Annotated in this window: 9 protein-coding genes and 1 pseudogene; 4 read left to right on the top strand and 6 right to left on the bottom strand. The window is 53.2% G+C overall.

Features of this window, described 5'->3' with window-relative positions; translation table 11 throughout:
• Positions 1-2 precede the first annotated feature (2 nt).
• The 5 genes from AC2FNE_RS18640 to AC2FNE_RS18620 all read right to left on the bottom strand — a co-directional run bounded on the left by AC2FNE_RS18640 (position 3) and on the right by AC2FNE_RS18620 (position 4,312).
• The gene (locus tag AC2FNE_RS18640) at positions 3-1,790 is read right to left on the bottom strand and encodes a peptidoglycan D,D-transpeptidase FtsI family protein (RefSeq protein WP_170608093.1); all 1,788 of its coding nucleotides are present in this window, start codon (positions 1,788-1,790) and stop codon (positions 3-5) included.
• On the bottom strand, positions 1,787-2,155 hold the full coding sequence (gene ftsL, locus AC2FNE_RS18635; RefSeq protein ID WP_496806016.1) for a cell division protein FtsL: 369 nt from the start codon (positions 2,153-2,155) through the stop codon (positions 1,787-1,789). Before ftsL ends, AC2FNE_RS18640 begins: the two co-directional genes overlap by 4 nt.
• The gene (gene rsmH / locus AC2FNE_RS18630) at positions 2,152-3,144 is read right to left on the bottom strand and encodes a 16S rRNA (cytosine(1402)-N(4))-methyltransferase RsmH (RefSeq protein WP_170608148.1); all 993 of its coding nucleotides are present in this window, start codon (positions 3,142-3,144) and stop codon (positions 2,152-2,154) included. The genes ftsL and rsmH overlap by 4 nt, the downstream gene beginning before the upstream one ends.
• 4 nt (positions 3,145-3,148) lie before the next feature.
• Positions 3,149-3,652, bottom strand: a complete 504-nt coding sequence (mraZ, locus tag AC2FNE_RS18625) for a division/cell wall cluster transcriptional repressor MraZ (protein ID WP_170608150.1) — start codon at positions 3,650-3,652, stop codon at positions 3,149-3,151.
• A gap of 381 nt (positions 3,653-4,033) precedes the next feature.
• Positions 4,034-4,312, bottom strand: a complete 279-nt coding sequence (locus AC2FNE_RS18620; RefSeq protein ID WP_496806015.1) for a hypothetical protein — start codon at positions 4,310-4,312, stop codon at positions 4,034-4,036.
• A gap of 256 nt (positions 4,313-4,568) precedes the next feature.
• On the opposite strand from AC2FNE_RS18620, the gene AC2FNE_RS18615 reads away from it, so the two are divergent.
• On the top strand, positions 4,569-4,793 hold the full coding sequence (locus AC2FNE_RS18615) for a DUF1127 domain-containing protein (RefSeq protein ID WP_170478821.1): 225 nt from the start codon (positions 4,569-4,571) through the stop codon (positions 4,791-4,793).
• A gap of 368 nt (positions 4,794-5,161) precedes the next feature.
• Positions 5,162-5,452, top strand: coding sequence for a DUF1330 domain-containing protein (locus tag AC2FNE_RS18610; protein ID WP_170608099.1), 291 nt, complete (start codon positions 5,162-5,164; stop codon positions 5,450-5,452).
• Between the two features lie 4 nt (positions 5,453-5,456).
• Here AC2FNE_RS18610 and AC2FNE_RS18605 read toward each other — a convergent pair whose 3' ends face one another.
• Positions 5,457-7,853 carry an ATP-dependent helicase gene (locus AC2FNE_RS18605; protein ID WP_496806014.1) on the bottom strand — a complete coding sequence of 799 codons (2,397 nt, stop codon included), beginning with the start codon at positions 7,851-7,853 and terminating at the stop codon, positions 5,457-5,459.
• Positions 7,854-8,034: 181 nt separating this feature from the next.
• Here AC2FNE_RS18605 and AC2FNE_RS18600 point away from each other — a divergent pair.
• Positions 8,035-9,834 (top strand): annotated as a pseudogene (locus AC2FNE_RS18600) (sensor domain-containing diguanylate cyclase).
• A gap of 274 nt (positions 9,835-10,108) precedes the next feature.
• A partial coding sequence (locus tag AC2FNE_RS18595) for a pyruvate carboxylase (protein ID WP_496806013.1) occupies positions 10,109-12,547 on the top strand: 2,439 nt, incomplete at its 3' end.

Genomic DNA, 12,547 nt, shown 5'->3' with positions numbered 1-12,547 from the left:
ACCTAATTCGAGGTCAGCGTTATAGCAGCACCCGCTTCAGGCTCAAGCCGAGGTCGCAGCCCCAACAGTGGAGCAACCCGGCCAATCAACTCAGCGGCCACTGGCACCGCAGTCCAACCTGCGGTGCGACGCTTTTCGCCGTAAGCTAAGATCGTTGGCTCGTCGAGCGTTACGATCATTACATATTTCGGATCGTAGGCCGGAAAGATCGTGGCAAAGGTCGCAATGACTTTGTCATCGTAATACCCGCCTCGCGGCTTAGGCTTATCGGCTGTACCAGTCTTACCCGCCACTTCATAGCCCGCGACCTCGCCAAAGCTGGCAGTACCATTAGTAACAACCTTTCGAAGCATTCTTTGCGCTTGCTGCGCGGCATTTTCAGACAAAATCCGTGGACCGTATTGCGGGCCATTTTTCCTCAGAATAGTTGGGCTGACATAATGCCCGCCATTTGCAATGGTTGCGTATCCGGCTGCCAGGTGCATTGGGCTGGTTGAAAGACCGTGGCCATAAGAAATTGTTACAGTGCTCAGTTCGCCCCATTTTTTGGGCTTGAGCGGCACACCTCCTGCTGCTTCAACAATCTCGAAAGGGGTCGGTGCGAACATTCCCAGCGACTCCAGAAATTCCTGCTGCCGTTTTGCACCAATTTGCAAGGCTAAGCGACCAGTTCCGCGGTTCGAGCTGTGAACTATCACATCCGCGACGCTGATCTTGCCGTAGTTCTTGCCGTCAAATTCGCCGATCGGGAAACGGCCGATTTTCATCGGGCCGGATGTATCGATGATGGTATTTGAATTCACCAGACCAAGCTGAACCGCCTGTGCCGCAGCAAATATCTTGAAAACAGAGCCCAGTTCGTAAACGCCTTGCACATAGCGATTGAACAAAGGACTGTCCGACGGGTCGAAACCCGATGTCGGAGGGCGCGGTCGATCATTTGGATCAAAAGACGGCAAGGACGCCGCTGAAATCACCTCACCAGTGTGCGCATTCATCAGAACCGCCGAAGCACCTTTGGCGTTCATGATTTTCATCCCGCCATAAAGAACTTGTTCGACCGCAGCCTGAATCGTCAGGTCCAACGAGAGTTGAAGCGGCTTGTTACCGTTGGCCGGATCGCGCAGATAGTCGTCAAATTTCTTTTCGACGCCTGCAACACCAATTAGTTCTGCCGCGCTTACGCCCTCGCGACCAAAGCCCGATCCGCCAAGAATGTGCGCTGCAAGCTTGCCATTAGGATAAAGTCGCATTTCGCGCGGACCGAACAGAATGCCGGGATCGCCAATGTCGTGCACAGCCTGTTTTTGCTCGGGGGAAATACGTTTCTTGATCCAAAGGAATTTGCGGTCACCTGTGAAATCCTTGACCAAACGCTCTTTGTCCAAATCAGGAAAGATTGTTACCAGATGATCTGCCGCTGCGATCGGATCAATCATCAGCGGTGGTTGCGCATATACCGAATATGTGTCGAGGTTTGTTGCGAGAATGCGGCCTTCTCTGTCTACGATATTGGCGCGCTGCATCGCGATAGCAGCGCCGGGCGCGCTGGCCAATGGTTCCTGCGCTTCCGACGTGGCCAGCATGCCCATACGAAACCCTACGACCGAAAATGCGCAAAAAAAGAACAGCCCCAGTACCAAAAGACGCCCCTCGGCTCGTGCCCGAGCACGGTCTTTCATATCTTCATGACGCTGCTTAATGTTTTCCCGCTCGATCACTTTCGGGTTTTCACCCCTCGCGCGGGCATCCAGAATTCTGGCTAGTGGACGAAGCGGCTTGCGAGTCATGGTATCTGTACCTCGCCAAGGGCCTGTACATCGGTTATCGCCTGCAACTCGATTGGATCGACTATCGGCAGATCGGGGTCTTCGCCATAAGCAATATGATCTGCGCGTCCAAATTGTTGAGCGCGCAGCGGTAACAAACCCAAACGCTCGAAATTCAAGTCCGCGAGTTCGCGTAACCGGTCGGGACGGTTTAGATAGGCCCATTCAGCATTTAATACAGTCAACCGGGCTTGGGCCGCGCCGATCTGTTTTTGCAACGTCTGCGTCTCTTTGAGAACTTGCTGGGTTCGATAGTTTTCCTGATAAGCCCACAACGCCAACCCGAAAACAGCGAGAGCGGTCAACGCATACAGAATACTTTTCATTTCGACCTCACCCCCAATTGCGGCATGCCAATATCCCGTGAATCAATTTTCCCAGCTGGCGCATTTGTCCGAACAGCGACACGCAATTTAGCAGAGCGTGCACGAGGGTTTTCCGACAGCTCCCGCGCGTCAGGGCCGATCGCTTTTCGTGTTTTAATCACGAATTGCGGCAGATCTTCTTTCACCTCTGGTGCATAACGATTGGCTCGCCCGGTTTTGCCGGCACGTGCTTGAAGGAAGCGTTTAACCATCCGATCTTCAATAGAATGGAAGGTGACAACGGCCAACTGTCCACCCGGTTTCAAAGCTCGCTCAGCAGCCATAAGACCTTGAAACAACTCTTCGTATTCCGCATTCACTGCTATGCGCAGCCCCTGAAAACTGCGGGTTGCAGGGTGCGATTGTCCCGGTTTTGGTCGCGGCAGGCAGGATTCAATAATTTCGGCCAATTGCAATGTCGTGGTAATGGGCGCCTCGGCCCGCTTCCTTACAATGGCTTTGGCGATACGCCGGCTGGCACGTTCTTCACCGTAATGGAACAAAATGTCGGCGAGTTGCGTCTCGGTCGCAGTGTTGACCAAATCAGTGGCGCTTTCTCCCTCTTGGCTCATCCGCATATCCAGAGGACCGTCCTTCATAAACGAAAATCCACGATCTGCCCGATCCAACTGCATGGACGAAACGCCCAGATCCAGAACTACGCCGTCCAGATCCTTGGCAAATTGATCCATTTGGGAAAAGACACCCGGTTGCATCACCAATCGGCCTGCATAATCCTTTGCCCAGCCTTTTGCCATTTCGAACGCAAGTGGATCGCGATCGACTGCAATAACCTTCTCGGCGCCAGCCTCGAGCAATCCCCGAGTGTAACCACCCGCTCCAAATGTTCCGTCCAGCCAAACACCCGAAACCGGAGCGACACTATCCAGTAATGGACGCAGTAAAACGGGAATGTGTGGTTTCTCGGAAAGGGTCGGAGCGCCGGACATGCCGTCATCCGTCCCCGGTGCCGTCGAGGAATTCCATCGGGTCGAAGTCGTCAGGCAAGTCGTCCAGCCATTCCTCAGTGGTGGCCAGCTCTTCGGCCTCATAGGTCTCAGGCTTCCAGATCTGGAATGTGTCGCCAGCGGCAATAAAGAAAGCCTCGCCTTCCAGGTCAATTTTGTTGCGCAGCTTCACAGGCAAGACCAACCGTCCGGTTTCGTCCACGTTGGTTGGAAAAGACTGACCATGGAACATGCGCTGCAACATCTTGCGTTGCACTGATCCACGCGGCAAAGCGTCTATCTTGGCATCGACTTCGTCAATTGCCTCCATCGTGTAACATTCGAGATATTTTCGGCGATGATCGCCGTATACAATCACCAGCTCTGGGTTGTCTCCCGGTTGCCAGTTAGGGTCGGACGATTCAAGCACACGGCGAAACGAGGCCGGAATCGATACCCGCCCCTTCGTATCCACCTTGTGGTGGCTTTCACCTCTAAACCTGCGCGCCAAGACGACTGTCCCTTTCGCTTGCGCCCCACCTCGAATTTCACGTCCCCCCTGATGTAAAACGGCGGGTTGATCTGCTGCCACCGATCAACCCGCCGCATTGACCCGCTTTGCGGGATGTCCAGCTGCGCGCGCCACCTGGGGGGATGTCTGCTCGCCCGCGCGCCGGATCTCTTGTGTGATGAAAGCGAGATGCCTGTATGAAACCTACGTTGAATTCTTGGTTTGGGGTCGTTTAGCGCCCCTTACTGCCTCGTCCTCATCGGATGCATAAGGGATGACATGGGAAATCATGGAAATCAACACAAAAATTGCAAGCTGTCGAGTGAATGGCGTGTGGTGTATACCAAAATTCAACAACAACATAACCTACTCACACCACAATTAGACTTTAAATGCACTTAATACGCAATATATGCCAACCTTGATTACTCCCATGATTTCCCAAAAATTTTCTCTTTTTCCCAAAATTTGACCAACTACGCCTCCGAAAGCACTATAAATTCTCTCCGAATCGATAAAGGCTCGGGTCTTTGGAAGGCGACCGTCAACTTGACCCATGATTTCCCAATGATGTGGCTGAAACGGAAGTTGCTCGTTTATTTGATGGAAGGTATTGGCGATACAAAGCTTGCTTCGACCTTTTTTGTGCTCAACTTGCAACCGAATGCGCCTAAATGTCAGGCAACCAAAAATTGACGCATGGCAACCCCAAGATGGACTTGACGGCCATGCGGTGAAAAAACCTATGTTTTAAAGGCAAATTTACGCAACTTCGAAATTTCTGAACCAATCCATGCATTTGCTGCATAGCAGCATTGACTACGGCATCTATTGTGCATTCGCAGCAATCGCCTATCTTCAATCTCAAGCGAGCGCCGGGACACCTCGGTAGCGACTAAAATATCGGATCAAAACCATGGCAGTTGCGAATACACAGACTGAATTCAAAGGGAACCCGGATATCGGGTTTGCCCCATTATACGAAACAGTAAAAATCCGTTTTCGGCGGTATCGCGTGTATCGGCAAACGGTCAATGAATTGTCGGCGCTGTCGAACCGCGAACTGGCCGACTTAGGCCTGAATCGTTCGATGATCCGCCGGGTGGCAATGCAGGCCGCCGAAGAAAACACAGCGCGATAGGCGCACAAGAATACCGAGATCAGGTCCTTCTCCTCCCTTTGGACCTGTATTTCAGCGGCAACGTCTTCCTCCTCCCTGACGTTGCCGCAATTTATACCGGTTTCGTACGCCGGAAATGAATGCATCGGGACTTCCTCCTCCCTGTCTCGATGTTGAAAGCGCGCGGCGACGTTCTTCTCCTCCCTTACGTCGCCGCGTCTTACTCATTCCGGGGTTAAACCCGGGTTTGGATGCATCGGGCGCTTCTCCTCCCTGCCTTGATGTAGAAAAGAACGGCGGTTCCCCTTCTCCTCCCTGGGAACCGCCGTTTTTCTTTTTTTGCGAATGAACGTAAAACTGAGGTGGAACCGGAGCGTCAGGAGTTTCCAATGGCCGCCTATTTTATTGCGCAGATTTCAATCCACGATCCAGATGGGTACCAAAAATATCTTGAGGGCTTTATGCCTATCTTTGACCGGCATGGAGGTCGTTTGCTTACGGTGTCCTCCAGGCCCGTCGAAGTGATTGAGGGCACATGGGTTGAAAATGGAATTGTATTAATGGAATTCCCGACGCTTGACGCCGCAAATGCGTGGAAAAACGATCCGGACTATCTCGAACTAGCGAGAATCCGACACCAGACAGCGACAACAAACATGGTTCTGGTCGAAGGTCTTTAGCGTGTCAGAACGGAACATCGTCCTTGGATGACAGGAAACGGGACACCACTTTCTTAATACCAGCCTTGTCGAAATCGACTTCGACCTTATCGCCTTCTATGCCGATCACCGCGCCATAGCCGAATTTTTGATGAAATACCCGTTCGCTCAGAGTGAAACTGGCCACTGCCGTGGCGTCTATCACTGTGTTGCGACTCTCACGGGGTTGAGAAGTCCCATACTGTCCTTGCCGCGCCTGCATACGCTTCCAACCGGGTGAGTTATACACATTTGCCTCTGCCGCGCGGGTTTCGATACTGGCGGTCGCCTGCCCACCACCATAAAGGCCCGGAGGCGTAAGCACCTCCACGTGATCCGCAGGCAATTCGTCAATGAAACGAGACGGCATAGAATTTTGCCATTGACCAAACACCCTTCGGTTGGCGGCAAAGGAAATCGTGCAGACTTCTTCTGCACGGGTGATTCCGACATAGGCCAGGCGACGCTCTTCTTCGAGACCTTTGACGCCCGTTTCATCCATCGACCGTTGCGATGGGAACAAACCATCCTCCCACCCTGGCAAGAATACGGCAGGAAATTCCAACCCTTTGGCCGCGTGCAACGTCATTATAGACACCTTGGCCCCGTCAGATTCCTGTTCATTGTCCATAACGAGGCTGACATGTTCCAGAAACCCTTGCAGATTTTCGAAGTTGTCCAGTTGGTTGACAAGTTCTTTCAGGTTTTCCAACCGCCCGGGCGCTTCTGGTGTCTTGTCGTTCTGCCAGTGGCCGGTATAGCCAGATTCATCCAGAATGATTTGTGCAAGTTCGATATGAGAATGCTCCGGCTCACCATATCGCACGGGGGAAAAACCGTCATCGATTACCGACTCGTCGTCGATCTCAATCCTTGGGCCCCGAGTCAGGGCATTCCATCGCGCCAGACCGTCGACCAATTGCCGCAAAGCTACAGCGCCTTTACCCTTAATCAGGCCATTCTCAACCGCTATCCGTGCGCCTTCGACCAGTGACACGCCGTTTTCGCGTGCTGACCGCTGTATAGTTTGCTGCGCTTTGTCGCCCAAACCGCGTTTTGGTGTATTCACGATGCGTTCAAAGGCCAGATCATCTTCGGGACTGACGACCAGCCGGAAATACGCCATGGCATCGCGAATCTCCATTCTTTCGTAGAACCGGGGGCCGCCGATCACCTTGTAGGGTAGACCAATTGTAAGAAATCGGTCTTCGAACGCACGCATTTGGTGGCTGGCGCGGACGAGTATGGCGATTTCATCAAGCCCCATAGGGCGAACGCCGCGGGTACCGCCTTGCATCGCATCGATCTCTTCGCCGATCCAACGCGCCTCTTCTTCGCCATCCCAATGGCCGATAAGCCGAACTTTCTCGCCCTCTTCTGCGTCCGTCCACAGTTCTTTACCGAGCCTGTTTTCATTGCCGCGAATTATATTGGACGCGGCCGCCAAAATATGTGGAGTCGACCGGTAATTCTGTTCCAAACGCACCACGTAAGCGCCCGGAAAGTCCTTCTCGAACCGAAGGATGTTTCCCACCTCTGCGCCGCGCCATCCGTAAATTGACTGGTCATCGTCACCCACGCAACAAATATTCTTGTGCCCTCCGGCCAGCAGGCGCAGCCATAGGTACTGGGCGACATTGGTGTCCTGGTACTCATCGACGAGAATGAAGCGAAACCAGCGCTGATATTGCTCCAGTACATCCGAATGAGCTTGAAAGATCGTTACCATATGAAGCAGCAGGTCGCCAAAATCCACCGCGTTCAGCTCTCTCAAGCGGGTCTGGTATTGCGCGTAAAGTTCAATACCTTTGCCATTAAATGCGCCAGCATCCACAGCGGGCACTTTGTCAGGGGTCAGCGCCCGGTTTTTCCAATCGTCGATGATGCCTGACAGCATCCTGGCAGGCCAGCGCTTGTCATCAATATTAGCTGCCTGAACCAACTGCTTTAGCAGGCGCAGTTGATCATCCGTATCCAAAATCGAGAAATTTGACTTTAGGTCCACTAGTTCTGCGTGGCGGCGGAGGAGTTTCACGCAGATGGAATGGAACGTACCAAGCCAAGGCATTCCCTCGGCTGGCCGGCCAAGCATTCGCCCAACCCTATCCTTCATCTCTCGTGCCGCCTTGTTAGTGAAAGTCACTGCCAAGATTTCATTCTCTCGCACCCTGTGCGTTCTTAGCAGATGGGCAATGCGTGCCGTAAGCGCCTTGGTCTTACCAGTTCCTGCACCGGCCAGCATCAGCACAGGACCTTCCAGCCGCTCAACCGCTTCGCGCTGCGCCGGATTGAGGTCGTTAAGATAATCCGCTGACATCGCGGGCATCGCCCTCGCCGAAAGCGACGCGCCCTCAAAGGCGTCTGTTTCGTCAAAACTGCTCATAAGTCCAAACTACGCTTTAAGAGAGACCAGGGGAAGAGTTTGTTCACGGCTTGTTCGCAAGTTTATGCACTCTTTTTCTATGTTCAATTCTAAACAAAGACTTCGTAGCCAATTTGATTCGTTAACTTTCTGTAAAAGTTTGGCCCGGATGCTTGCTCAACTGTTGTGGGAGCACGTGATCATGAAAAAATCTGAGCCGGGGAACATGAGTCATCGGCTGAAATGGATCGGTATTTCGGCATTGCTGATAGCTTTGACCATTTCTGCTGGCTGGGGAGTATACAAACTCCCTGCGCCGGTGGTCGACCGTATGTTGCAAACGGACATTCTAAAACAAGCTGAATTGTGGAAACGCAGAGTTTCCTTGCATCTCGACGATCCAGAAAGAGCTTTGCGGACAGGTTATGTCGGCCCACGAGATGCAGAGTTCTTGTCTTCGATGCCGGAGGCTTCGGATGTCTATCGGTTCAAACTTTTAAACACGTCGGGACGCGTTGTTTGGTCCACACGACCGGATGAAATCGGCAACTATGAAGAAAGCGCATTCTTTCGCAATGACGTGGCCAGAGGAATGAGTTACTATTTTCAGGAAGCCATTCCCCTTTCAGAAATCGATGGCCTGGACCTGCACTCAGACAACATTCAAAACGCCGTCCATCACCAAGTGGCTGAAATCTTTATGCCGGTCACAAAAAATGGACGTTTTTTGGGTGCAATTCAGTTTTTCACCGACATATCGGACCTTCGTACAACTTTCATTTCTCGACTGAGAATTTCACTAACTATTTTGAGTGGAATTGCCTTGATGGCGCTAGTTTGCGTGACGCTCGTTTCGTACCGGACCAACCGACTTCAAGTGCAGTCCTTGCGCAAACAATCCGCGAAGGAACGCGAACTGATGGATGAGCAATTGCGGCTGGCCCGCGAGGTCAGGCTGCTTGGCGAATTGAACGAATGGCTGCAATCCAGCCGTTCGCTCGAAGAATTATTCGACATGGTTTCGCGCTTCATGACCCACATCCTTCCTGACGCTGAAGGCAGCGTTTAGGTCTACTCGAACTCTCGCGATGTTTTGGATGGATGCGCCAGTTGGAACGACGGCACCCACAAGGCGCACATTCACCCCGAAGGTTGTTGGGGTTTGCGCCGCGGTCGCACCTATGAGTTCGGGTCCTCGGAAATTGACTTTGTATGTGAACATGCCGAACCGCACGACGGGCGGCCCTATTTCTGTTTTCCCATCCTCGCGCACGGGGAAACCGTGGGGCTTTTGCATCTGCGCGCGCACGAAGGCGCTGGCGAGGAGTTTCATGCCAGCAAAAAACTGGCCCAGCTGTGCGCGGAACAAATCAGTATGGCCATCGCCAATGTACGGATGCGTGACCAATTGCATGACCAGTCAGTTCGCGACCCCCTGACCGGATTGTTTAACCGTCGTCATATGACTGAAACTTTGCGCAAATCAATCAGTCGAAGCCAGCAGACTGGATCAGCCCTAAGTTTGATTGCCGTAGACGTGGATCATTTCAAAAAGTTCAATGACACGCATGGTCATGATGCGGGTGACATGGTGTTGCGTGCGGTGGGTGCAGCGCTGGAACAGGGCTGTGACCGCGACGAAGTTGCCTGCCGCATCGGGGGCGAAGAATTCATGTTGATCCTGCCGGACAATACGCCTGACGAAGCGGTAATGCGCGCTGAACAGCTGCGACAGGCAGTCGAGGCCGTTGCTGTACGCTATGGTGAGAAATCGTTGCCTCGTATCACTATCTCAGTTGGCGTCGCGCACTATCCGGCGCACGGCACCATGCCTCAGGATCTGATGAGGGCCGCTGATGACGCCTTGTACAGCGCCAAGGACAAGGGCCGCAATCAGGTTCAGGTCGCCAGTCACACACCGCTGCCTGCTTTGAGACTAAGTGGCAAAGACGCTGTTGCCACGCACTCTGCCAAAGTTGTTAAGCCTGTTTCAGTGGCTTGAGTTAAGCAACTTCGGTCAAAAATGACTGCATTCGGCCCGACAAACGCCTGGGTGAAAGTCCACCAAATGAGTCGGGTCGAATGATCCCGAAGTCCATAAGCTGCTAACCTGTCTGCCTTGGCGATTGATGCTGCGGTGCAGCGCGTGTAATGTGCTAACGCAAGCATAGGCGTTTGCGAGCGTTAACATGCCGGTTCTACCCAGAACGACTGATATACGAGCGCATATTGTCCGCCTATGAACACGGCCAGACCAATACAGACCGGAACCTGAAATGACCGACTTCAAGAAAATCCTGATCGCCAATCGCGGCGAGATTGCAATTCGCGTTATGCGCGCCGCGAATGAGATGGGCAAACGAACCGTCGCTGTCTTTGCCGAAGAAGACAAGCTGGGCTTGCACCGCTTCAAAGCGGATGAAGCTTACCGCATTGGCGAAGGGCTTGGACCTGTCGCGGCGTATTTGTCGATTGACGAGATCATTCGTGTGGCGAAGGCCTGCGGCGCAGACGCGATCCATCCAGGTTACGGTCTGCTATCCGAGAACCCCGATTTTGTAGACGCCTGCGTACAGAACGGCATTACCTTCATCGGGCCAAGGGCTGAAACGATGCGTGCCCTTGGAGACAAAGCAAGCGCCCGCAAAGTCGCGATCTCTGCCGATGTGCCTGTAATTCCAGCCACCGAAGTGCTGGGCGATGACATGGATGCAATCCGAAAAGAAGCAGCCGAAATTGGTTACCCGCTAATGCTCAAAGCTTCTTGGGGTGGCGGCGGACGCGGGATGCGCCCGATACTATCGGAAGATGAGCTTGAGGAGAAGGTGCTTGAAGGTCGACGCGAGGCAGAAGCGGCCTTTGGCAATGGTGAAGGGTATCTGGAAAAAATGATCACCCGCGCACGTCACGTCGAGGTTCAGATTCTCGGAGACAAGCATGGACAGATCTATCACCTTTTCGAACGTGATTGCTCGGTCCAGCGCCGCAATCAAAAAGTCGTTGAACGCGCCCCTGCCCCGTACCTCAGTGAAGCACAGCGCGCAGAGATCTGCGAACTGGGCCGTCGCATTTGCGCCCACGTGAACTATGAATGCGCTGGCACTGTCGAATTCCTCATGGATATGGAATCCGGCAAGTTCTATTTCATCGAAGTGAACCCCCGTGTGCAGGTTGAACACACCGTCACCGAAGAGGTCACCGGAATTGACATCGTTCAGGCGCAAATACTGATTGCCGAGGGCAAATCCCTGGCAGAAGCAACCGGCAAGGAAAGTCAAAAAGAGATACGCCTGAACGGCCATGCGTTGCAAACGCGCGTCACGACCGAGGACCCGCTGAACAACTTCATCCCAGACTACGGTCGCATCACCGCCTATAGGTCAGCTACAGGCATGGGCATTCGTTTGGACGGCGGCACGGCTTATGCAGGTGGCGTGATCACGCGATACTACGATTCGCTGCTGACAAAGGTGACTGCCTGGGCCCCCACGCCGGAAAAGGCCATTGCCCGGATGGATCGCGCCCTGCGTGAGTTTCGTGTGCGCGGTGTAAGTACAAATATTGCTTTTGTCGAAAACCTACTGAAGCATCCAACCTTTTTGTCGAACAAATACACAACGAAATTTATTGACGAAACGCCGGACCTGTTCCAATTCAAAAAACGTCGTGATCGGGGCACCAAAGTTCTGAACTATATCGCGGACATTACGGTAAACGGTCACCCAGAAACGAAGGATCGTCCGCGTCCACGAGCCGATCTGAAAGAAGCGAAACCTCCTGCTGCTAAGGCCGAGCCTCAGATGGGCACCCGCAACCTGTTGGAACAGAAAGGCCCTCAGGCCGTCGCGGATTGGATGAAAGCCCAACGGCAGCTTCTGATCACTGATACAACTATGCGCGACGGACACCAGTCGTTGCTCGCGACCCGGATGCGCTCGATCGACATGATCAAGGTCGCACCTAGCTACGCAGCGAATTTGCCACAGCTGTTCTCGGTCGAATGTTGGGGTGGCGCGACTTTCGATGTGGCCTACAGGTTCCTACAGGAATGCCCTTGGCAGCGGCTTCGTGACCTGCGTGAGGCAATGCCAAACCTGATGACCCAGATGCTACTGCGCGGCGCTAACGGTGTTGGCTACACGAACTACCCGGACAATGTAGTGCAGGAGTTTGTGCGTCAGGCGTCGCAAAACATCGATGTATTTCGTGTGTTTGACTCGCTGAACTGGGTTGAAAACATGCGTGTGGCGATGGATGCCGTCGTTGAAAATGGAAAAATTTGCGAAGGCACAGTTTGTTACACTGGGGACATACTAGACCCGGGCAGGGCCAAATACGACCTGAAGTATTATGTTGGAATGGCGCAAGCGCTTCGCGACGCCGGTGCGCATGTTTTAGGCTTAAAAGACATGGCTGGCCTTCTGAAACCTGCTGCGGCACGAGTATTGATACGCGCGTTAAAAGAAGAAGTTGGCCTACCAATCCATTTTCATACTCACGATACCGCCGGAATCGCAAGCGCGACCATATTAGCGGCATCCGAAGCCGGCGTAGACGCAGTGGACTGTGCGATGGACAGCTTCTCGGGCAATACGTCTCAGGCGACTTTAGGCACAGTGGTAGAAGCCTTGCGTCATACTGATCGTGACACTGGGTTGGACATCAAAGCCATCCGCGAAATCAGCGACTACTTTGAAGCGGTTCGCGGTCAATAT

This window comes from Ruegeria sp. YKSD179, assembly GCF_059612885.1.
The sequence above is the reverse complement of the archived record's forward strand: the minus strand, read 5'-3'. Positions and strand labels throughout refer to the sequence as shown.